Origin of the sequence: Lederbergia graminis (assembly GCF_042655485.1) — a bacterium.
Classification (GTDB): domain Bacteria; phylum Bacillota; class Bacilli; order Bacillales; family Bacillaceae_C; genus Lederbergia; species Lederbergia graminis.
Genome location: NZ_JBHSMC010000001.1, coordinates 269,059 through 291,507 on the forward strand (window position 1 = coordinate 269,059; position 22,449 = coordinate 291,507).

The following is a 22,449-nucleotide window of genomic DNA, read 5'->3' on the forward strand; positions in this document are numbered from 1 at the left end:
CATTGGCTTATCGAAGAGGTCCACAGGAACCGATTCCTGAAGTGGAAACAGTAGTTTGGTCATGTACAAGTGAAGAATGTTCATGTTGGATGAGGGATGCCTTTTCTAATGAAGAAAAGACGGTTTGTCCTATTTGCAAATCGGAAATGGTACAAGAAACAAGAGTTTTGCCTGTAATAAGTTAAATTCTTTTAACGACTGTGTTGAGTAAAATCAAACACAGTCTTTTCTTTTTTTGCGCGTGGCAAAATTTGTCAATTAAAAACGAAAAATAAAACAGCAACAAATCCAGGAGCCATGATAAGATAGAGATTCTAGGAGGAGTGCTGTTTGGATAGAAAGACTTTTTATCGAGAAAGACGAAGAAAAGCACGAATAAAAATAGTCTATATTTGTAGTATTATTGTGTTTTTATTTAGTATGATACTATTTTTTCAAACTACTAGTTTTAATGCACAAAAAATATTATACAAACATGGTCATAAACATATTATTGCATCTGTAAAACCAAATAATATAGAGTTGGAAAAAGTGGAGGAAGAACCCGATATAGTGGAGGAGTCAGAGCCTGAAATCAATATTATATTTGCTGGAGACACGATGTTTGATTGGGGATTAAGACCAATTCTCGACAAACATGGGTATGATTATCCTTTCACACATGTAAAAAAGAAAGTTCAAGCTGCTGATTATGCTTTTATTAATGCCGAAACTGTATTCACAAAAAGAGCTGAAAAAGATCCAAATCAATTATTCTGGATTAAGTCAGAAGTTCAAGGATTAGATGCACTCAAAAATGCTGGCTTTGATATGTTAAATATAGGAAATAATCATACGTTAGATTATTTGCGTCCAGGTTTATTGGATACGTTACAACATGTTGAAAGTTATGATTTTGATTATATTGGTGCAGGTCGAAATGCGAAGGATGCATATGCAGCAAAAGAAGTAATTATAAAAGGAAAGAAGTTTAAATTTTTCTCATTTATAAGGTTTATCCCTAGTACTGATTGGTTAGCAGTAGAAGGTAAATCAGGTGTTCCTAATGGATATGATTTACCACTTGTAAAGAAAACAATTCAGGAGCAACAAGGAGATGCAGATTATACAATTGTATATTTTCACTGGGGAGTAGAAAAACAAAATAAACCGGTGGATTATCAACGACAATATGCACAAGAATTACAACAGATAGGTGTCGATCTAATTGTTGGTTCACATCCACATTGGTTACAAGGATTTGAAATATTTGACGGTATGCCTGTCGCATACTCGTTAGGCAATTTCTTGTTTCCTCCTTATGTAAAAGATGAAACCGCACAAACAGGATTGTTAACTGCCAAATTCCATGGTAATAATATTACTTTGAGTTTTGACCCTCATATTATTGATAATGGAAAAATAAAGCCATTATCAGAAAAAGCGTATAATAACATGTTAATGTATTTAGAAAGTATTTCATTTAATATTCGAATTACAGAGACAGGAGAAATTCATCCTAAACAATCGAACAGTCATTAATTTGACTGTTTTTTTTATGTTTATACATTTTTTTGGAGTAATTGGGGGATATCAACTATGAGAGTATTAAGATGGAGGCTATGTGATGACAATGATAAATGATAATAATGAATATGCTTCATACTGGTTAAATTCATCAAAGATTTCTAGATATCCAGAAATTACAAAAGATATGCATGTCGATATAGCGATTATTGGTGGAGGAATAACAGGAATTACGACTGCCTATGTGCTAGCGAAGAAAGGACTAACCGTTGCAATTTTCGAAGCTACTACTGTAATGAATGGTACAACAGGGCATACGACCGCAAAAATAACTGCTCAACATGGATTAATTTATGATGAATTTATCCAACATTTTGGAGTCGAAAATGCCAAATTGTATTATGAAGCAAATCGATTAGCACGCAATCAAATGGAAAAATGGATCACTACACTTGGAATAGAATGTGATTTTCAACAAGAAGATGCTTATATTTATACCAATGATAGTAATTATATCGATAATTTAAAGAAAGAAGCAGAAGCGTATAAAAGCATAGGGATTGAAGGCGGGTTTGTAGAAGATATACCAATGGATATTGCGAATCAAGGTGCAATAGTAATGAAAAATCAAGCTCGTTTTCATCCAGTACAATTTTTGACCCATCTCCTGCAGGAAATAAAAGAAATGGGTGGAGAAATTTACGAGAACTCTGTTGCTACGAAGATGGAGGAAGGGAATCCATCTGTTGTTCATTTTCGTAATGGTAATAAAGTTTCAGCGAACTATGTTATTTCTGCATCGCATTTTCCTTTTCATGATGATAGAGGATTTTTTGCTCGATTACATCCAGAACGTTCTTACGTTGTTGCTGGTAAACCTGAAAAAGAATTCACTGGTGGATTGTATTTAAATGCAGAAAAACCGACACGTTCTGTACGTGCTGTTACAATTGATGGAGAAGAATTACTATTATTCAGTGGTGATGGTCATAAAACGGGACAAGGAAAGCCAGAAATTGAACATTATGAAGCATTAGAACATTGGGCTTCCAAACATTTTGGTGTAAAAGAATTTAAATATCGTTGGTCAGCTCAGGATTTAATATCACTTGATAAACTACCTTATATTGGTCGACAACATAAAGATAATCCAAATATATATGTAGCAACAGGATTTCGAAAATGGGGAATGACCACTAGCGTTGTAGCAGCACATATCATTAAGGACTTAATTATGGATAAACCGAATCGGTTTGCAGAACTTTTTTCACCGGCACGCTTTCAAGCAGACCCAAGCTTAAAGAAATTAATTAAAGAAAATGTGAACGTTGCAGCAAATTTAATTGGTGGCAAATTGGATCGTCCTGATAAAGAAATAAAAGATGTCGCTAATGGTGAAGGAGCGGCTATCACATATAAAGGAAAAAGAGCAGGGGCCTATAAAAATGAAGCAGGGGAGTTATTTGTTGTTGATACGACATGCACACATATGGGCTGTGAGGTTAACTGGAATAGTGGTGACAATACATGGGATTGTCCTTGTCATGGCTCAAGATTCTCTTATACTGGTGAAGTAGTTGAAGGTCCTGCAGAAAAGCCTTTGAAGAAAATTGAAGTTGAATAACTGTTGGGTTCCTTTAATATATGAACAACTATACCGCTACGGAAATACACTTCGCGGTAACGTTCGATTCATAATACAAACAAATAGTTGCTCCATTGAAAACTGCACATAATATTATATTAGGGTTACACTTTTTACCAATATATTTTATAGAAAAAGCCAAACTATCTTGAATATAATTCGAGTAATAGTTTGGCTTTTCAGTAGCTCCATATTTTTCTCTAAATGATTCCAACAGGAAGATCGTTTTTATCTCCAGTATTCTTTAATAAACTCATCACGACCGGATTTCTTTCTATCTTCTTCATACTCATCTTTACTCTTTTTATAAAAGTCTTGATGGTATTCTTCTGCAGGATAGAATTTTTTTGCTGGAAGTATTTCGGTAACGATTGGTTTTTTGAATTTACCACTTGCAGCTAAAGCAGCTTTTGATTTTTCAGCAGCTTGTTTTTGTTCTTCATTATGATAAAAAATCGCAGTTCTATAGGAGTCGCCACGGTCGTGGAATTGACCACCTGCATCAGTTGGGTCAATTTGCTGCCAATATATTTCTAACAACTGATCATAGGAAAAAATGTTAGGATCAAAAGTAATTTGAACAACTTCATAATGCCCTGAAGTACCTGATTTAACATCTTCATATGTTGGATTTTCTACATGTCCACCAGAATAACCTGAGATAACACTCTCTATGCCATCCCATTGATCAAAAGGTTTAACCATACACCAGAAGCAACCACCAGCAAACATAGCTGTTTGTATCGTATTATTCATCTTTCATTCATCTCCATATTTAAAATCATCTCATCCAATCAAACATACCAATTGAATCTAAAAAAACAATGATAATCGCTGTAGGTGCAATATAACGGATTAAAAAGTACCAAATCGTAAAGACAATCTTACCATGTTTTGTGTTAATTGTTAATTCATTAAGTAGTAGTGATTTTGGTAATTTAAAGGCTGCATACAATGCGATAAATAATGCACCAATTGGTAGAAGTATATTGGATGCGAGAAAATCAGCTGTATCAAATATGGATTTGTTAATTATGGTTGTATCTTTTAATACACCAAATGATAATGCTGATGGTACTCCAGCTAAGAAGATTAGAATTCCAGTAATCCATGTTACTTTTTTCCTGCGCTTAGGCTTGTCCTTCGAAAATACTGCAACAATGATCTCTAATAGAGAGAAAGCGGATGTTAATGTTGCAAATAAAAAAAGTATCAAGAAAATAAATAAAAAGACCATTCCGAAATGCATTTCATTAAAGACTGCAGGTAATACAACAAATAACAACCCTGGTCCTTCAGTAGGCTCCATTCCAAGTGAAAACACAGCAGGGAAGATGGCAAGACCTGCTAACAATGAAATGACGATATTCATTATCACGATTACAGTTGCTGATTTTGATAAACTCGTGTTCTTTTCTAAATAAGAGCTATACGTAACCATAACAGAGTTTCCGACACTTAACGCAAAGAATGAATGCCCAAGTGCATATATAATCGTTTTTGAATTTAGCGCTCCAAAATCAGGTAATAAAAAGAATGAAATACCTTCACCGACATTAGGGAGTGTTAAGGAACGTATGATTAAAATGATAAAACAAATAAATAATGCTGGCATCATGATTTGAGAAGCACGTTCTATCCCTTTTTGTACCCCTCTACCGACTACCCATATGGTTAAAATCATAAAAATTAACTGACCACCAACTGCGAGGTAGGGATTCATGATCGATTCAGAAAATAACTGATTAAATTGTTCAGCGGATTCTATCTGAAGATTTCCTAAAAAGATATGCAGTAAATAGATGAAGATCCATCCACCGACAACACTATAGAAAGACAAAATAATAAAGCTAGACACGATTCCGATCCTACCTAACCATGGCCATGCAGTACCGGGTGTTAAGAATTTATATGCAGAGATAGCATCCTTCTGTGCTGATCGTCCAATTGCAAATTCAGCAAGGAGAATGGGCATACCCACAAGTAGCGTAAATAAAATAAATACGAAGAGAAAAGCGCCACCGCCGTTAGTCCCAGCGATATAAGGGAATTTCCATATAGCCCCAAGGCCAATAGCAGAGCCTGCAGCAGCTAATATAAATCCAAGTTTTGATGTCCATTGTTCACGTTGTTGTTTCATTTGTTCACTCCTCAGAAGTATAGAATACCATATGTAAGAAAGAATCCAAATGAAAAAAGGTGGAAAATCTCATATTAAAATAAGAAGTAAAGTTATGAAAAATCAGTTTGCTTTGCATGACAAGTTGTTGATTGTCGTATAAGATATAAACTAAAGATTCTAAAAAGTAGCGGTGCTTTTATTGGAGGAATAGTGTATGCGGAAAATACTATCGTTTTTAAAACCTTATCCATTAGCGATGGTGATAGCGTGGGTACTTATGTTATTAGAACTTGTTGTAGAATTAACACATCCGATTTTCATGGGGAAGATTATTGATCAAGGTATCATGAAAGAAGATATGGGTGCTGTTAGTTATTGGGGTCTTATCATGATTGGTATGTCATTATTAGGATTTATCGCAGGAATTATTAATTCATTTGTATCATCTCATGTAAGTCAAAGTTTTGGTTTTGATGTTAGAGCTGGACTTTTTAAGAAAGTTCAATCCTTTTCTTTTCACAATCTAGCACAATATGAAACTTCATCTTTAATTACAAGATTAACAAATGATATTACCCAAGTACAAAATACAATCCATATGAGTTTAAGAATTGCTTTCCGGGCACCATTATTAGTGATAGGTGCGGTCGCAATGGCACTGATAGTAAATTGGAAACTAGCTCTTATTCTTGTTGTTCCAATTCCATTATTAATTGTATTGCTTGTATGGATGATGAGTAGAAGTGGTAAGTTATTTAAACGAGTTCAAAATAAGTTGGATAAAGTGAATAATGTCATGCAGGAAAATTTAATTGGGATGCGTTTAGTGAAAGCTTTTAGAAGGAAGGAATTTGAAGAAAATCGTTTTAACACCGCGAATACAAACTTAAGAAATGAAACGATGAAAGCGCTACGATTAGTAGAATTAGTAGGACCAACGTTATTATTTGTTATGAATATCGGAATTTTACTTATTATATGGTTCGGGTCTTTTGAAGTGAATCAAAATGGATTACTCGTTGGGGAACTCGTAACTTTAATCAATTATGGTTTTAGAATTACTGCTGCACTAGGAATGTTAACTTGGATCACGATGGCCTTCGCACGTGGAAGAGCTTCTGCACAAAGAATTAGTGAAGTGTTAAATACCGAAGAAGACTTTGAAAATAATAATATTCCTTCCACAACTAGCAAAATTAGATATGGAAAGGTTGATTTTGAAAATGTAAGTTTTACATATCCAGGAACAAATACTCCTGTTTTACAAGATATTAGCTTCACTGTTGAAGCAGGGGATAGGGTAGCAGTAATGGGTGCAACCGGATCTGGTAAGTCAACATTATTCCAACTAATTCCAAGGTTATATGATACAACAAAAGGATGCATACGCATTGATGGAATCGATATTAAAAAAATGGATTTAAAAACATTACGAAAGCAAATGGGTTTTGTTCCTCAAGAAGCGATATTATTTACAGGTTCTGTGAAAGAAAATATTTCGTGGGGGAAAGATGACGCAACTATGGAAGAAATTATCGAAAGTATGGAAGATGCCCAAATATATGAGACAATTATGAGATTACCAAATACATATGAAACGAAGATTGGACAAAAAGGTGTAAACTTTTCCGGGGGACAAAAGCAAAGACTTTCGATTGCAAGAGCATTAATTCGTAAGCCTAAGCTGTTATTTCTAGATGATAGTACGAGTGCTCTCGATATGAGAACAGAGGCAAAGTTGCTACAAGCACTTGATAAATTTGATTGCACGACATTTATTATTACCCAAAAGATAACAACTGCAAAGGCAGCAGATCAAATACTGTTGTTAGATGAAGGTAGATTAGTTGCTAACGGAAGCCATGATAGTTTACTAGCAACCTCTGAGCTATACAAGGCGATTTATCAATCCCAGAATGCAAAGGAGGTCTTGTAGGATGCGTAATGATCGTTTTACCAAGAAAGTAACTTATGCAAAAAATTGGAAAAAGACTTTATTCCGGATTTGGAAATACTTAGATGTACACCGAGGTAAATTAATTCTTGTCCTAAGCATGGTAATGGTAAGCTCGGGGCTTGGATTGTTAGGACCATTTTTAATTGGTAAAACAGTGGATAACTATATTGCAACGAACGATGGAAATTCACTAATTGTCATTCTCATTTTTATTGGAGCGGTGTATCTTTGTTTCTCTCTAACTAGTTTTTTGCAAAGTTTTGTTATGATTGGCATTGGGCAAACTACCGTTTTTTCTATGAGGAAACAACTTTTTGAACATCTGCACAAATTACCAATCAAGTTTTTTGATAAGCGTCAACATGGAGAACTAATGAGTAGAATTACAAATGATATTGATAATGTCAGTCAAACGTTAAACAGCTCCGTAATCCAAGTCTTTTCAAGCGTTTTAACATTGATTGGTACAATTACTGTCATGTTAATTTTAAGCCCAATCTTAACATTAATTACAATGAGTGTAGTCCCATTAATGTTCTTTGGAATGAAGTGGATTACAAACCGAACAGGAAAGTTATTTAAAGAACAGCAGAAATATTTAGGAGAAATGAATGGTTTTATACAAGAAACTATTTCTGGCCAAACAATTGTAAAAACATTTTCCCAAGAAGATAAAATGATTGAAGAGTTCATGGAAAAGAATGAACGATTGAAAAAAGCTGGCTATTGGGCTCAAACATATTCAGGGTTTATCCCTAAATTAATGAATATGTTAAATAACTTAAGCTTTGCCATAATTGCAGGGGCAGGAGGTTTATTAGCAGTCAATACTGGGATTGTCACAATAGGTACGATTCTTGTATTTACGGAATACTCGCGCCAGTTTACCCGGCCGTTAAATGATTTAGCAAACCAATTTAACACTTTATTATCCGCTATTGCTGGAGCAGAGCGAGTATTTGAAATATTAGATGAAGAGGAAGTCCGTGAACATTCATCTACTATTCCTCTAGGTGATGTTGAAGGAGAAGTGGAATTTAAAAATGTAGTATTTACTTATGATGATGATAAGCCAACGATTAATAATGTAAGTTTCCGAGCATTACCTGGTGAAACAGTTGCATTAGTCGGTCCAACAGGTGCTGGTAAAACGACCATAATCAATTTATTAGCACGATTTTATGAGCCGGATTACGGAAAGATTTACCTTGATGGTAAAGAAATTAGTAGAATTACGAGAGCAGAATTACGTAGTAAAATGGGCTTTGTTTTGCAAGATTCCTATTTATTCCAAGGTACTATTATGGAAAATATTCGTTATGGAGACTTAAGTGCATCGGATGAGGAAGTAATGGAGGCAGCTAAAATGGCGAATGCACATTCCTTTATCAGCAAATTACCTAATCAATATAATACTGTGTTAAAACAAGGAGGAAGTGGCATAAGTCAAGGACAGAAGCAACTCATATCTATCGCCAGAGCCATGCTATCCGATCCTACAGTATTAATTCTAGATGAGGCAACAAGTAATATTGATACGATTACAGAAATGAAAATACAGGATGCATTATATAAACTCATGAAAAATAGAACAAGTATCGTTATCGCTCACAGACTAAACACTATACAAAATGCTGATCAAATTCTTGTTTTAGATAATGGACAATTGATTGAACAAGGGACACATCAATCCTTATTGCAACAAAAAGGATTTTATTATGGACTATTCCATAGTCAGATTAAACAAGAAATCGGATAAAAATCGTGGACCTAATAGTATTGGTAATCTAATAAGTTTTTGAATTGCATTTTAAAATATATCTTTTCGATAAATCTCCATTGCCGAAATTGTCAAACATCTCTATAATAGATTTTATTAGCATTTTTACAGCAAGGAGGGTCAAAAGTGCCGATAAAAATACCTAAAAAAATGCCGGCAAAAGAAATACTGGAGCAAGAAAAAATATTTGTAATGGATGAAGAACGTGCAATTACTCAAGATATCCGTCCATTAAATATATTAATTGTAAACTTGATGCCCGAAAAACAAAGAACGGAAGTGCAACTACTTAGACTACTAGGAAATTCTCCACTACAAGTAAATGTATCGTTTTTGCATATGGAGACACATGAGTCAAAAAATGTCAGCAAATCACATCTCGAACAGTTTTACACTACATTCTCTGATATTAAAGATAGGGCTTATGATGGCATGATTATTACAGGTGCACCAGTGGAACATCTGAAATTTGAAGAAGTTAACTATTGGGAAGAATTGAAAACCATCATGGATTGGTCGAAGGAAAGAGTTACTTCTACTATCCATATTTGTTGGGGAGCACAAGCTGCACTTTATCATCATTATGGTATTGATAAATTTGACTTACCTGCAAAATGTTCTGGTATTTACAAACACACAATTTCTGATCCAAGAATAAAACTTGTACGTGGTTTTGATGATGTGTATTATGCACCACATTCTCGCAACACAAGTGTTCAGGAACAAGAAATTGAAGATCATCCAGAATTAATATTACTTTCGAATGGGGAAGCAGGTCCATTCATAATTATGTCTGAAGATGAGAAGAATATTATGATCACGGGGCATTTGGAGTACGACGCTACAACATTAGCAGAAGAATATGCTCGTGATATAAACAAAGGGATAGATATTGAACCACCTGAAAATTATTTTCCAAATGATGATCACAAGCAACAACCGCTTAATACATGGCGCTCACACAGTCATTTGTTGTTCTCGAACTGGTTGAATTACTACGTATACCAAGCAACTCCGTATGAATGGCAGTAAAGGGGCTGTCCAATAAGTCATTATAGTAGACTTGTTGGAAGCCTTTTTCTTTTTTAAAATTTTTTCATTTGCATGTTGATTTCCTCTGAAATTATCAGGATGTATAAGTGTTGAGCAGGAATCTTACAGCTATTCTCAGCGAAGAACAAAGAGGCTGGGACATAGAAATAATAACAAAACAAAAAGCCGAACTATACATGAGTATCAAACAATATAGTTCGGTAATTTTATATTATCTGTACGAATATAAAGGTATCAGCGAAGGTTACACGAAGACTCCTACCATGAAAAAAAACCTCTAATTACGGAAAAGACAACAATAAATAAAACCCTTCTAATTCGTAAAAAAAGAGCTATAAATACCATGTGGCAAGGATAGTTTCAGTATAGACTGCTTAATCAATTTTCACCCTCTGTGGTGTATAGCTAGTTTTGTGATACATGGTTGACTGCGGGAACAAAGGCCTCAATGAGACCCCACAGATAGAAAAGCGAAGGCGACTGTTTAGCGGCGTACGAACGGGAGACAGTCCCCGCTTTAGAAAAGGAAACACGGCGAGGTCCCACAGGATGTGGGTCACGTCGACGTTGTGACGTACAGGATGTACTAATGCAGGCGAAGCGACAGGACGTCGCTGTTTGAGCCTGCCAACAGGATGTTGCGAAATTAGCCTTCCTTAAAGCTCCAAGCGCCTTTCACTTTTCTAAGCCCGCCGAAAGCAAAGTGTATTTCCGGAGCGGAATAGTTTTACTTCCATTATTCGGATTTACCACTAGTTCATACCGTATTGTCCAACCTCTTTGTTTCTTATTATTGTGTAGTCGTTCCTATCTTTTAATAACTTGCTTTCCTTTATAGTAAACTGCTTTTATTTGATCTACTTCCTTAATTTCTAGTCCAGGGATTCCTTCTGCAACTACGAAATTTGCTTCGAGTCCCGCTTTTAAACTTCCAAACTGTTTTTCTTTTCCCATTAATCTTGCTGGATTCAATGTAATCAATGCCAGAATCGTATTTTCGTCATATCCATTTTGCTTCAACAGCTGCATGGATGGATGTGAAATCAACATTAAAGCATCCGGTCCAACAATAGTTCCTTTTGGAAAAGTTGCCCAAGGGATTTCCTCAAAAGGTGGTAAATATGCATCTGTTGAGATGGAAACAGGAATATTGTGTTTAACAAATTGTAGTATGTTTTCTGGTGAGTTCGGTTGTAGGTGTGTTCCGCCAATCGGTGTTGCTACAATTTCTACTTTATTATTAGCAGCTTTTTTTATTTGTTCGTCAGTAATTCCATGGGCATGATGAAGAACATCGATCCCTGCCTCTAATGCACCTTCAATTCCACTTTCACCTGCAACATGAGCACCAATTCGTTTTCCTAATTGGTGATAAATATTAGAAATGTGTTTTAATTCTTCAAGGGAATAGATTACTTCTCCAGCTCTGGGAACTTCTGTAGCTGTGAAATTTGCAGGAGTTGCATTTATAAATATATTTTCTCCTGGATAATCACTGTTTCTAGCAATTTCCCGTACAATCGAAGAATCGATTAAGTCTGCTTTTGTGACAGCTCGTGATTTTGTGACAGAAGTGAAATGAGCTAATTGTTCAAACCCAATGGAAATACTAGTTGTTGCAAATGAAACATCTATTGGTAGAGCTTCCACTGCATTACGATAATCTTCTATGGAAAAATCACAGAGTGGATGTCCGCATACTTGTTCTCCCAGTGCTGTAATTCCAGATGATAATGCTTTAAATATAATCATTTGACCTGCTAGGAAATGTGTATCTTGAGTAACAGGATATAAACTTGTCGGTGCGAATTCTAATAAGTGTGTATGGCATTCAACAAGGCCAGGTGTAATGATAAAATTGGAGTAGTCTATTACGTCAATTTCTGGATATTTAACCCTTATATCTTCCCACTTTGAAATTTCAGCAATAATTCCATTATTAATAAGTAGTGCTCCATCTTTCACGCTACCTAGTTCACTAACAGTGACTATTTTTTTTGCTTTTATAATATATTTATTATCCATTTAATATCACACCAATAAAGGAGTTAAGAAATAGCCTAATAGGAATGCAGTAATTAGACGAATAACCATACCAATGACTGCTGCATATAATACTTCTTTTTCATTTAAGTTCGATGACTCTGCCCATGTTACAGGAACTTGACCGAAAATAACTGATAATGGTAAACCAGAATTAGCAAGTACAAAGGAGCCAACTATTAGTCGTGGATCAATGTTGCTGGCGACTTCTGCCAGTTGAGCAACCGCAAGAGTTGGAGCGGCAAGAATAGATACAATTCCGGTAGAAGGTTCAATGCTCATAAATGTTAATAGTGATGATAATCCAGTTTCGATGGCACTCCAGACACCAATAAATTTGAGGACGCCAATAAAAAAGAAGACAGCAGTTACCGCAGGAATGATTATGAGTAATAATAATTCAGTACCTTCTTTAGCAGAAGAAAAAATGGTTTGTAAGATATTTGTTTTTGGTGTGAATCTCGGTAGTTCAGTTAATTCCACTTTTTTCGTATCACGATAAATTGTTCGAGATAATAGTAAGGGGATAATAATAATAGGTATAAAAATAGCTAATATGATTAACGGAAAAGCATTAATATTGAATGCAGATAATGCAATTAATCCTAGTACAAATGTGGCGAAAGATTGTGGTGATTGTATCATTGTTGCGATAGCAATTTTTTGTTCTGCTTTCGTTGCATTTGCTTTTACAAGTATAGGACCTGAAATTTTCCCTGCAGCGTTAATGTCACCTAGGATATTGTAAACACTTGGAATAATAACGGATGGGTTGATTCGAAACCACTTCATAATTGGGACAAAAATACGAATTAAACCATCTGTAAAACCTAACCGTTCTAACAAGCGACCAAAGATAACGCTAATGATAATCGCAATACCAACATCACTAGTTAAGAAGATTCCAACTACAATCGGTGTAACTTCATCAATAATGATATTTAATAAATTTGATAGTGAGTTTGGTGAAAAAAGTAATACGATTAAAGACCCGATAACTAGAATTAGTCCCAGTATTTCATAAGGGAGCCATTTGGATCTTGGTGTGGTTGAATCGTTACGTGGCAATTGATCTTTACTCATGACAAAACCTCCACATCGTTTTAGTACATTATGTTCAAATGTCCTAAATGTGTGTTTGTCTATTTACATATATTGTGGTTTGCGTATCATGTGTGAAAAAATGTACAATAGAAATATGGTAGATAAAAGTAAGAGATGAGGTATGTAATTTGTTACATGACTTAACTGTAAGCGATGCACAAATGCTAAGAAAAGAATTAACTAGATTTAGAATGGCGTATAAATTTGCCTTGGATGAAATTAATACGAAAATTAATATTCTAAAAGAAGAGTTTAATTATATTCATGAGTATAACCCGATTGAGCATGTTAGCTCACGTGTGAAAACACCCGAAAGTATTATTTCTAAAATAGAGAGGAAAAACCTGGATTATACATTAGAGTCCATTAGAGAAAATATTAAAGATATAGCTGGTGTAAGAATAACGTGTTCATTTGTTTCTGATATTTATAAGGTTAGTGATATGTTGGTTAGACAGAAGGATGTCACTGTATTAGAAATGAAGGATTATATTAAAAATCCAAAACCAAACGGTTATAGGAGTCTGCATATGATTGTAGAAATTCCAATCTTCATGTCAGACAGAGAAATCCACGTGCCTGTCGAAATTCAAGTAAGAACAATAGCAATGGATTTCTGGGCTAGCTTAGAACATAAGATATTCTATAAATACAATAAAGAGATTCCGAAACATTTAATCGAGGAGTTAAAAGAAGCTGCAACTACTGCAAATGAACTTGATTTGAAAATGGAAAGATTAAATAAAGAAGTAAAGGTATATAAAGATAAGGATAGTAGCGAGAGCAAACCATTAATGGAAATGAAAATGCTCCCATTAAAGTTATTAGAATCATTTGCCGGAAAAAGCAAAAATTAGGCTGTTTTCTTTTTAAGATGCAAGGGTTATAATAGGTACATTGCAATTTTGGAAGTGAGGTTCGTACATGAAAAAATCAATCTATGGATTAACTCAAGAGCAGTTAACAGAATGGTTAATCGAACATGGTCAAAAAAGATTTAGGGCAGAACAAGTTTGGGACTGGCTTTACCGCAAACGTGTTACTGAATTTTCACATATGAAAAATGTTAATAAAGAATGCTTGCAATTGTTGGAAGAAAACTTTGTTATCCAAACTTTGAAACAAGCGGTAAAACAAGAATCTGCGGACGGAACGATCAAATTCTTGTTTGAAATGCAAGATGGTAATTTAATCGAAACAGTTTTAATGAGCTTTCCGTATGGTTTGTCTGTATGTGTGACAACACAAGTAGGTTGTAACATCGGATGTAGCTTCTGTGCGAGTGGATTACTGCGTAAAAATCGAGATCTTGACAGTGGAGAAATCGTAGAACAGATAATGAAAGTACAACAACATTTAGATGAGAAGGGTAAGGATGAGAGAGTTAGTCATATCGTTGTCATGGGAATTGGTGAACCGTTTGACAATTACACGAACTTAATGGACTTCCTTCACGTTGTAAATGATGCGAAAGGTCTAGCGATTGGCGCTCGACACATTACTGTTTCTACAAGTGGATTAGCACATAAAATGCGTCAATTTGCAGATGAGGAATTACAAGTCAATCTAGCGTTATCACTTCATGCTCCAAACGATGAGCTAAGAACCCAAATCATGAAAATTAATAAAGCATTCTCCATAGAGAAATTAATGGATGCACTCGATTACTATTTGGAGAAGAATAATCGAAGAGTTACAATTGAATATATTTTACTAAAAGATGTGAATGATCATCAGGAAGAAGCATTACAATTGGCAAAATTGCTTCATGACAAGCGTCATCTCACATACGTAAACTTAATACCATATAATCCAGTGAATGAACATATTCAATATGAAAGAAGCGATAAGAAGGATATTTTAGCTTTTTACGATACGTTGAAAAAACAAGGGATTCAATGTGGTATACGTCATGAAAATGGAACGGATATAGATGCAGCTTGTGGTCAATTAAGAAGTAAACAAATCAAAAAAAATACAAAAGCTGTGTAATTTAACTAATATAAAATAAAAAAACATAAAAACCATCTTTTCCTCCGTGAAGAGCATGGTTTTTATGTTTTTCCTTATACAGACGATCTTTTTTCGTTTTTGTTGTACGAGTTCTTAAATCAGAGAAAGCATATGGACTTCTATTTTCTGCAGGATTCCTCCGACCTTCACGAACTAATTTTTGTCTTTGTTTTTTTGCTTTACTAGTTGCCAATTGTATCACTCCTAATGATTCATTTTATTTATTGGCCCTGTTAAAGTTCATTGTTGTTAACAACTTAGTTGATTGTAGCAGATGTACACGAGACTCCTGCGGGAACAGCACGAGCCGAAGATCCACTTGGCAAAGCGGTTTCCTTTGCCAAGTTAGCTGAGGCCGTGCCCGCGGAAAGCGAGTGTACAGGAGCGAAAATCAACAACAGAGTTTAACAGAGCCTATTTATTATAAAGGAAAATCTAAAAATGTTCTATTGTATGAAAGCGCGAAAAATTTTAATCAAAAAGGGGACAACATAAATGAAAATTGTATCATGGAATGTAAATGGAATTAGAGCATGTGTGAAAAAAGGATTCCTGGATTATTTTAATGAAGTCGATGCAGATATTTTTTGCATTCAGGAAACAAAATGTCAAGAAGATCAAATAGAACTAGATCTCCCTGGTTACCATCAATATTGGAATTCAGCTATTAAAAAAGGCTACTCTGGGACAGCAATTTTCACCAAAAATAAACCTTTAACTGTTTCATATGGAGTGGGGGATAATGAATCAGAAGATGAAGGCAGGATCATTACGCTCGAATACGAACAGTTTTATTTAATTAATGTTTATACGCCTAATTCCCAGCGTGATTTAGCAAGACTCTCTTACCGATTAACTTGGGAAGATGAGATGCTAACATATATCACAAAATTGAATACGATGAAACCAGTTATCCTTTGTGGGGACTTGAATGTCGCATTTTCTGAAATCGACTTACGGAATCCAAAATCCAATTTAGGTAACTCTGGATTTACAATCGAAGAACGTGTAAAGTTCGGACGCCTTCTAGATTATGGATTTATTGACTCATTCCGTTATTTTTACCCAGATAAAGAGGGGGCATATACATGGTGGTCCTATATGAATAAAGTACGTGAAAGAAATATTGGGTGGCGTATTGATTATTTTTTTGTATCCGAAAGCTTGACTAATAAATTAATAGATTCACAGATTCATTATAATATTATGGGAAGTGACCATTGCCCGATTATGCTTGAAATGCATAGGTGAAACATAATATTATTATGTAAACAAATAAAATCTTATAGTCTATACACCTAGCACAAAAATTACCTCCTAAAAATAAGATAAAAAATGAACCAATCTTTGGAGGTGGAGGTATGGTCGTAAAGGCGAGAGAATCAGATATTGATTTATTAGCTCGACTGCTAAGAGCGGAAGCAGAAGGGGAAGGCAAACAAGGAATGTTAATGGTGGGAAATGTTGGAATCAATCGGATTCGGGTAAATTGTTCAGATTTTGAAGCAGTTAGAACGATTCCCCAAATGGTATATCAACCACATGCATTTGAGGCTGTCACACATGGTTATTTTTATCAAAGAGCGAGAGAGGCAGAAAAATCCCTAGCAAGGCGTGCAGTAAAAGGGGAGCGATTGTGGCCAGCTAAGTTTAGTTTGTGGTATTTCCGACCACCAGGTGATTGCCCTCCAACATGGTATGATCAACCATTTGTTGGCCGCTTCAAGTTGCATTGTTTTTATGAACCAACAGGAGAAGAATGCGAAGCTATTTATAGCACTTTCTGATAAATAACAAGCAAGCATCGAGATGATGCTTGTTTTTTTATTTCCCGAAGTCCTCGTTCTATATAAAGAACAAAACAAGATTAAATGTTATATCGAAATATTATACTGCTATACACGAGGTTATGACCTGGTACTAACTGCCCTTACAGGTGCTAGTATCAGGTCATAAAGGAGGGATTTTTGAAAAAAATTGTAACCTTCATACAAAATGCTCGTCTAACTATGCGTACAGAAAAAATAGACATAGGGGTGTAAATGATGAAGAGATTAATTAGTTTTTCATTCATGCTTGTGTTACTTCTAACACTCGTAGCATGTAACAAGGAAGAGGATAATGGAAAAAATAAGGAGAGTAATGCTGTTGCTCTAGATGATGTGCTTACTGCTCTTAAAGAGGAAATGGCAACTCATTTAGAGGATGTTGGAATGCCTGATGCATTGAAAGAGGATGGAAGTTTAGATGGATACATACAGTCTGACCTTGTTCATCCGAGTGAGGATGATCCACAGAGTGCCATGTTTTTGGAAAGGCTTGGTATTAAATCAGATGACCTAGAAGCAGGTTTTGTCATTGCTGCAATGATGAACATAAATTCGGATGAAATCATTTTATTACAAGCAAAAGACGATTCAAAAGTCGAAGAGCTAGAAGCAGCTTTAAAGAAGGAATTAGAAGCTCAAACATCAACATGGGAGCAGTATTTACCTGATCAGTATGAAAAGGTGAAAAATAATATTATTAAAACTAAAGGCAACTATTTAATTTATATTACGTATGAAAACCCAGAAGCTCTGGAAGCAGTTTTTGATGAAAAATTAAAATAGGTAAATAAAGTGCCTCACACCTACCAATTGGGTGAGGCACTTATCGCGTTAATTACCATAAATGGATGTGGTGATATGGTTTTTAGTAGTTTGTTGTTTTTATTTTTCTTTTTACCTGTAACACTACTCTTATATTTTTGTAGCCCAATGAAAATAAAGAATTTGGTCCTACTTGTAGTTAGTTTAATATTTTATGCATGGGGCGAACCTATTTATATATTTTTGATGGTTTTTTCTGCATGTATTGATTATTTTCATGGTTTATATATCGCGAAATTTCGTCAACATTATAAAAGAAAAGCCAAATACATACTTATTTCTTCCATTGTGATCAACATTGGATTGCTGTCATTTTTTAAATACGCAGATTTTCTCATTCATAATATTAATCAACTTTTTGGTACTAGTATGGATCCATTACAATTACCTTTGCCAATTGGGATATCCTTCTACACATTCCAAACGATGTCTTATACGATTGATGTTTATCGAGGAAGAGTACAACCACAAAAAAATCCAATTGCTTTGGCGATGTATGTTTGTCTATTTCCACAACTAATTGCAGGACCAATAGTTCGCTATGAAGCAATAATGAATCAATTACATAACAGAACAATTAATCTACATCAGTTTTCAACTGGAGTGAAAATCTTCATTATTGGTTTAGCGAAGAAGGTGTTGTTAGCAAATAATATTGGTTTACTATGGAATAACATCCAATCACAAGAACTTTCTGAAGTAACAGTTCTCGCCTCTTGGCTTGGTATTCTCGCATTTGCATTTCAAATTTATTTTGATTTTAGTGGTTATTCTGATATGGCGATTGGATTAGGAAAAATGTTTGGTTTTGACTTTCCGAAAAACTTTGATTATCCATACATGTCCAAAAATATAAGTGAGTTTTGGCGGAGATGGCACATGACATTAGGAGGCTGGTTCCGCGATTATGTTTACATCCCTTTAGGTGGGAGCCGAAGAGGGAAGATAAGATTATATATGAATACATTGATCGTTTGGGCATTAACAGGATTTTGGCATGGTGCAAGTTGGAATTTTATGCTTTGGGGCATTTATTTCGGAATCATTATCACGATTGAAAAAGGGGGATTTTTAATAGTTCTTAATAAACTTCACCCATTTTTTCAGCGCTTGTATTTTGTGTTTTTTATATTAATAAGTTGGGTATTATTTTTATTTGAAGATGTAAGCGACGGGTTTCAATACTATCTAATTATGTTTGGAGTTTCGGACAATCCAATTTGGAATGGTCAATTTATATATGACTTATATACAAATATTTTATTATTCATCATCCTCTTCATTGGTGTGACGCCATTTGTTCGAACAATCCACCAAAAAATAATAAAAAAATGTGGTGGCATTGTACAAATAAGTAGTGAATTAATCATATATTTTTTATTGTTATTTTTGTCCACTGCATTTTTAGTTGATGCATCTTTCAATCCATTTTTATATTTTAGGTTTTAAAGAGGGGATTCCTTTTATGTCAATTGTTAACAAAATCTTATCTAGTATATTTATTCTTTTTATCTCTGGGTTTGGTGTCTTTCATCTGATTGTGGCTGATGAAGATTTTTCTGAACAGGAAAACCGGTCTCTAGCTCAGTTTCCTTCATTTTCTTGGGAAAGTGTGTTCTCAGGTGAATTTATGGAGAAAGTAGAGGTATATATTTCTGATCAATTTCCCTTTAAAGAAGGTTGGGTTAGTTGGAAAGGTAATGCGGAAAAATTGATGCTGAAGCCAGACATGAACGGAATATATCTAGGTAAGAATGGCTTTTTATTTGAGCAGGTCGCAAATCCTAGCCCACAATTAGATAAAAATATAGAACTAATTAATTATTTTGCTAATAAAACAGTGAATCTTGGAAAGTACCTACTATTAGCACCAACTTCAATATATGTATATCCAGAAAAACTTCCACCATTTGCCCAAACTTATGATCAATTAAAATTATGGAATTATATACAAAAGAAAATACATCCTTCTATACATACTGTGGATGTATTACCGCAAATGCTTAAAAACAAAAAAGAGTCCATTTATTATAAAACTGACCATCATTGGACAACGCGGGGTGCTTATTACGCATATAGAGAACTTGCTGAATATATGGGGATAACTCCTTTAAAAAGTGAAGACTTTCATATTCAAACAGTTGCTTCCAATTTTCTTGGGACTTATGCTACGAAAACAATCGGTCATGACCATGAAATGGATAAAATCGAAATATTTGAGCCAAAGGAATCCAATCATTACGAAATAGCTTATGATCAACAAAAGGTTACAGATTCATTATATGAATGGGAATTTTTAAATAAGAAAGATAAATACTCTTTTTATCTAAATGGTAATCACCCCCTTGTAACTATTAAATCGAGTATAGGTAACGGAAGAAAGTTAGCAGTAATAAAAGATTCATATGCACATGCTTTCATTCCTTTCCTAACAAATCATTATGAAGAAATTCATATGTTTGATTTGCGATATTATATGGAAGATATTTATCAGTACTTGGAAGACCATAATATCCATCAATTGTTGATACTTTATAATCTCCCCAATTTTAGTAAAGACACAAATCTCTATTGGCTAAAACGATAACTTTTTTAGAATTCGTTTATTTATTTATGGGAAAAGTAAAGTAATAGGAGGTTTAATATGGGGATTATAAAATTATTTAAAAAAGGGAATACATCATCAGGAGTTGCAGCACTAGGTAATACCGCACTTGCAATAATTAAATGGGTAGCTGCAGCATTTAGCGGTAGCGGAACAATGTTTGCATCTGCTATGCACTCGTTAGCAGATGCAGTGAATCAAGGTTTTGTATTTGTAGGTAGTGCATTATCAGAGATGCAGCCTTCGAAGAAATTCCCACTTGGATTCGGGAGAGTTATTAACATTTTTTGTATGGTTGCAGTAATTGTAGTATCTATTATGGCATATGAAACATTAAAAGAAGGATGGCATTTATGGCACCATCCTGGTGAATCAAGCAATTTACTATTAAATTTAGTTGTACTATTAATTGGTTTTTTAGTAGATGGGTTTATATTAGTGAAGGCAATGAAAGAAATTGTAAAAGAAACAAGAGTGACGCAAGGTGGCAATTTTATAGTGAATGCATTTAAATATGTGGGGAAGGCTGCACCAGCTACACGACTCGTTTTCTATGAAGATCTAGTCGCGACCTCAGGTGCATTATTAGCCATTATTGGAGTAGTTTTATCACAGTTTTTTGGGATATTGAGAGCAGATGGTGCGGTTTCTATGTTAATTGGATTATTAATGTTTTTTGTTGCTTTTCGTGTAGGGTATGATAATATGATAGGTTTGATAGGAGTAGCTGCACCTGCTGATGTAGAAAAGCGAGTATCTGAGAAAATATTACAACACCCTTCAGTTGTAGATATCTATAACTTACGAATCATGCAAGAAGGGCGGATGTTCCATATTGATGGTATTATTGAATTAACAAAAGGAATGACGCTAGCAGATGCTGATGACATTAAATTTGCAGTGAGAGATACATTATTAAGAGAACCGGATGTTGCTGACGTAACGCTCGGAATTATTGAAGATGATGATAAAAAAAGGTGGCAAGTATAATTACTACTTATATATAATAGATTGGGGTAAAGGCATGTCACATAGTAGCTAGGGAGTGTATGGAGTATGGAGAATTGGATTACAGAAATAATGGAACAGTATGGATATACAGGGATATTATTTTTAATTGCTTTAGAGAATGTCTTTCCCCCAATACCTTCGGAAGTAATTTTAACCTTTGGTGGTTTTATGACCACACATACAAAATTAACAATCACGGGTGTTGTTTGGTTCTCAACATTAGGCTCACTGATTGGGGCAGTAATTTTATATGGGATTGGGTATATTCTTAAGCTAGAACGCTTGGAGAAAATAGTTGATAAATGGGGGCATATTATCCGTCTTAAAAGAGAGGATCTTTATAAGGCAGATGCATGGTTCCAAAAATATGGTGTGTGGACCGTGTTTTTTTGTCGTTTTGTCCCTTTAATCAGAAGTCTAATTTCTATCCCAGCTGGAATGGCAAAAATGAATTTTGGGCTGTTTTTTTTACTAACTGCATTAGGAACCTTCATATGGAATGTCGTACTTGTCAATGTAGGTGCTGCTGTTGGAGACTCATGGGAAGAAATCGTTGGTTTTATGGACATATATTCAAACATTATATATGTGATATTAGTAGTATTATTTGTTGCATTTATCATCATTTATATCAAAAAAAGAACTGGACGAAAGCAGGCATAAAGAATGGAAATTACAGGACATACAGTAGAATTACTTCATGATCCAACTGGAATATTGGAAGGTGATCGTTACGAATTTTTTCTTTCGATTACAGTTCCGGAAGATGATGAATTATTTTCAGAAAAAGGACTTTCACTCAGAGTTATCTTCTCTGTTATTGGTGATGAGAAGAAAATAACTCATTATAATTTTGTTGAGCAAGGAACAAACAAGGTATTGGATTTTGCGCTAGAAGAGGATGAGGAAGAACTCGTAACTACATATTGCAATCAATATTATGTTGAAGCAGAGTAGAT

The 22,449-nt window shown here is 34.6% G+C and carries 21 protein-coding genes; 16 read left to right on the plus strand and 5 right to left on the minus strand.

The genetic code is table 11. The annotated features are described in order from the left end of the window. Positions 1-2 precede the first annotated feature (2 nt). The 3 genes from ACFPM4_RS01445 to ACFPM4_RS01455 all read left to right on the plus strand — a co-directional run bounded on the left by ACFPM4_RS01445 (position 3) and on the right by ACFPM4_RS01455 (position 3,130). Positions 3-185: a cold-shock protein gene (locus ACFPM4_RS01445; protein ID WP_144928398.1), complete on the plus strand. Its 183-nt coding sequence runs from the start codon at positions 3-5 to the stop codon at positions 183-185. A 145-nt stretch (positions 186-330) separates the two neighbouring features. Continuing rightward, positions 331-1,521 carry a CapA family protein gene (locus tag ACFPM4_RS01450; protein ID WP_382346829.1) on the plus strand — a complete coding sequence of 397 codons (1,191 nt, stop codon included), beginning with the start codon at positions 331-333 and terminating at the stop codon, positions 1,519-1,521. An 85-nt stretch (positions 1,522-1,606) separates the two neighbouring features. Beyond that, positions 1,607-3,130 (plus strand): FAD-dependent oxidoreductase, encoded by a 1,524-nt coding sequence (locus ACFPM4_RS01455; protein WP_382346832.1) that lies wholly within the window; start codon positions 1,607-1,609, stop codon positions 3,128-3,130. 249 nt (positions 3,131-3,379) lie between these two features. Here the strand turns inward: ACFPM4_RS01455 and msrA are convergent, their stop codons facing one another. Both msrA and ACFPM4_RS01465 read right to left on the minus strand, forming a co-directional pair. After that, positions 3,380-3,907, minus strand: a complete 528-nt coding sequence (gene msrA, locus ACFPM4_RS01460) for a peptide-methionine (S)-S-oxide reductase MsrA (protein ID WP_382346835.1) — start codon at positions 3,905-3,907, stop codon at positions 3,380-3,382. Between the two features lie 25 nt (positions 3,908-3,932). Then, positions 3,933-5,291 (minus strand): sodium-dependent transporter, encoded by a 1,359-nt coding sequence (locus ACFPM4_RS01465; protein WP_382346838.1) that lies wholly within the window; start codon positions 5,289-5,291, stop codon positions 3,933-3,935. A gap of 196 nt (positions 5,292-5,487) precedes the next feature. Between ACFPM4_RS01465 and ACFPM4_RS01470 the strand changes: the two genes are divergently transcribed. From ACFPM4_RS01470 to metA, 3 genes are all read left to right on the plus strand, one after another. Beyond that, positions 5,488-7,209, plus strand: a complete 1,722-nt coding sequence (locus tag ACFPM4_RS01470) for an ABC transporter ATP-binding protein (protein WP_382346841.1) — start codon at positions 5,488-5,490, stop codon at positions 7,207-7,209. Position 7,210: 1 nt separating this feature from the next. Beyond that, positions 7,211-8,989 carry an ABC transporter ATP-binding protein gene (locus tag ACFPM4_RS01475; RefSeq protein ID WP_382346845.1) on the plus strand — a complete coding sequence of 593 codons (1,779 nt, stop codon included), beginning with the start codon at positions 7,211-7,213 and terminating at the stop codon, positions 8,987-8,989. 147 nt (positions 8,990-9,136) lie between these two features. Next, a complete protein-coding gene (gene metA / locus ACFPM4_RS01480) occupies positions 9,137-10,042 on the plus strand; it encodes a homoserine O-acetyltransferase MetA (RefSeq protein WP_382346848.1) in 906 nt (301 codons plus the stop codon). An 828-nt stretch (positions 10,043-10,870) separates the two neighbouring features. On the opposite strand, the gene ACFPM4_RS01485 is transcribed toward metA, so the two are convergent. Then, on the minus strand, positions 10,871-12,088 hold the full coding sequence (locus ACFPM4_RS01485; RefSeq protein WP_382346851.1) for an amidohydrolase family protein: 1,218 nt from the start codon (positions 12,086-12,088) through the stop codon (positions 10,871-10,873). Positions 12,089-12,094: 6 nt separating this feature from the next. Next, positions 12,095-13,189: a hypothetical protein gene (locus ACFPM4_RS01490; RefSeq protein WP_382346854.1), complete on the minus strand. Its 1,095-nt coding sequence runs from the start codon at positions 13,187-13,189 to the stop codon at positions 12,095-12,097. A 182-nt stretch (positions 13,190-13,371) separates the two neighbouring features. Between ACFPM4_RS01490 and ACFPM4_RS01495 the strand changes: the two genes are divergently transcribed. Further along, positions 13,372-14,067, plus strand: a complete 696-nt coding sequence (locus ACFPM4_RS01495; protein ID WP_382348130.1) for a GTP pyrophosphokinase — start codon at positions 13,372-13,374, stop codon at positions 14,065-14,067. Positions 14,068-14,134: 67 nt separating this feature from the next. Then, complete coding sequence (gene rlmN / locus ACFPM4_RS01500; RefSeq protein WP_382346857.1) at positions 14,135-15,202, plus strand: dual-specificity RNA methyltransferase RlmN; 1,068 nt, start codon at positions 14,135-14,137, stop codon at positions 15,200-15,202. A 1-nt stretch (position 15,203) separates the two neighbouring features. Here rlmN and ACFPM4_RS01505 read toward each other — a convergent pair whose 3' ends face one another. After that, entirely contained in the window at positions 15,204-15,416 is a 213-nt protein-coding gene (locus ACFPM4_RS01505; protein ID WP_382346860.1) for a hypothetical protein, read from the minus strand. Positions 15,417-15,718: 302 nt separating this feature from the next. Between ACFPM4_RS01505 and ACFPM4_RS01510 the strand changes: the two genes are divergently transcribed. From ACFPM4_RS01510 to ACFPM4_RS01545, 8 genes are all read left to right on the plus strand, one after another. After that, positions 15,719-16,474: an exodeoxyribonuclease III gene (locus ACFPM4_RS01510; RefSeq protein ID WP_382346863.1), complete on the plus strand. Its 756-nt coding sequence runs from the start codon at positions 15,719-15,721 to the stop codon at positions 16,472-16,474. 110 nt (positions 16,475-16,584) lie between these two features. After that, positions 16,585-17,010 carry a cell wall hydrolase gene (locus ACFPM4_RS01515; protein WP_382346866.1) on the plus strand — a complete coding sequence of 142 codons (426 nt, stop codon included), beginning with the start codon at positions 16,585-16,587 and terminating at the stop codon, positions 17,008-17,010. A gap of 258 nt (positions 17,011-17,268) precedes the next feature. Continuing rightward, on the plus strand, positions 17,269-17,835 hold the full coding sequence (locus tag ACFPM4_RS01520; RefSeq protein ID WP_382346869.1) for a DUF4358 domain-containing protein: 567 nt from the start codon (positions 17,269-17,271) through the stop codon (positions 17,833-17,835). 75 nt (positions 17,836-17,910) lie between these two features. Continuing rightward, positions 17,911-19,323, plus strand: coding sequence for an MBOAT family O-acyltransferase (locus ACFPM4_RS01525; RefSeq protein WP_382346872.1), 1,413 nt, complete (start codon positions 17,911-17,913; stop codon positions 19,321-19,323). Between the two features lie 16 nt (positions 19,324-19,339). Continuing rightward, positions 19,340-20,461: a DHHW family protein gene (locus ACFPM4_RS01530; RefSeq protein WP_382346875.1), complete on the plus strand. Its 1,122-nt coding sequence runs from the start codon at positions 19,340-19,342 to the stop codon at positions 20,459-20,461. 57 nt (positions 20,462-20,518) lie between these two features. Then, positions 20,519-21,469, plus strand: coding sequence for a cation diffusion facilitator family transporter (locus tag ACFPM4_RS01535; protein ID WP_382346878.1), 951 nt, complete (start codon positions 20,519-20,521; stop codon positions 21,467-21,469). A 66-nt stretch (positions 21,470-21,535) separates the two neighbouring features. After that, positions 21,536-22,153 (plus strand): DedA family protein, encoded by a 618-nt coding sequence (locus ACFPM4_RS01540; protein WP_144926983.1) that lies wholly within the window; start codon positions 21,536-21,538, stop codon positions 22,151-22,153. A 3-nt stretch (positions 22,154-22,156) separates the two neighbouring features. Next, positions 22,157-22,447, plus strand: coding sequence for a DUF6509 family protein (locus ACFPM4_RS01545; RefSeq protein WP_382346883.1), 291 nt, complete (start codon positions 22,157-22,159; stop codon positions 22,445-22,447). Positions 22,448-22,449 lie beyond the last annotated feature (2 nt).

Coding starts and splice junctions, on each gene's coding strand:
- ACFPM4_RS01495 (WP_382348130.1), top strand. CDS start 13,372: ATGCTAAGAAAAGAATTAACTAGATTTAGAATGGCGTATAAATTTGCC.
- rlmN (WP_382346857.1), top strand. CDS start 14,135: ATGAAAAAATCAATCTATGGATTAACTCAAGAGCAGTTAACAGAATGG.
- ACFPM4_RS01510 (WP_382346863.1), top strand. CDS start 15,719: ATGAAAATTGTATCATGGAATGTAAATGGAATTAGAGCATGTGTGAAA.
- ACFPM4_RS01540 (WP_144926983.1), top strand. CDS start 21,536: ATGGAGAATTGGATTACAGAAATAATGGAACAGTATGGATATACAGGG.
- ACFPM4_RS01515 (WP_382346866.1), top strand. CDS start 16,585: ATGGTCGTAAAGGCGAGAGAATCAGATATTGATTTATTAGCTCGACTG.
- msrA (WP_382346835.1), bottom strand. CDS start 3,907: ATGAATAATACGATACAAACAGCTATGTTTGCTGGTGGTTGCTTCTGG.
- ACFPM4_RS01520 (WP_382346869.1), top strand. CDS start 17,269: ATGAAGAGATTAATTAGTTTTTCATTCATGCTTGTGTTACTTCTAACA.
- ACFPM4_RS01545 (WP_382346883.1), top strand. CDS start 22,157: ATGGAAATTACAGGACATACAGTAGAATTACTTCATGATCCAACTGGA.
- ACFPM4_RS01485 (WP_382346851.1), bottom strand. CDS start 12,088: ATGGATAATAAATATATTATAAAAGCAAAAAAAATAGTCACTGTTAGT.
- ACFPM4_RS01525 (WP_382346872.1), top strand. CDS start 17,911: ATGGTTTTTAGTAGTTTGTTGTTTTTATTTTTCTTTTTACCTGTAACA.
- ACFPM4_RS01470 (WP_382346841.1), top strand. CDS start 5,488: ATGCGGAAAATACTATCGTTTTTAAAACCTTATCCATTAGCGATGGTG.
- ACFPM4_RS01475 (WP_382346845.1), top strand. CDS start 7,211: ATGCGTAATGATCGTTTTACCAAGAAAGTAACTTATGCAAAAAATTGG.
- ACFPM4_RS01465 (WP_382346838.1), bottom strand. CDS start 5,291: ATGAAACAACAACGTGAACAATGGACATCAAAACTTGGATTTATATTA.
- ACFPM4_RS01530 (WP_382346875.1), top strand. CDS start 19,340: ATGTCAATTGTTAACAAAATCTTATCTAGTATATTTATTCTTTTTATC.
- ACFPM4_RS01490 (WP_382346854.1), bottom strand. CDS start 13,189: ATGAGTAAAGATCAATTGCCACGTAACGATTCAACCACACCAAGATCC.
- ACFPM4_RS01455 (WP_382346832.1), top strand. CDS start 1,607: ATGACAATGATAAATGATAATAATGAATATGCTTCATACTGGTTAAAT.
- ACFPM4_RS01535 (WP_382346878.1), top strand. CDS start 20,519: ATGGGGATTATAAAATTATTTAAAAAAGGGAATACATCATCAGGAGTT.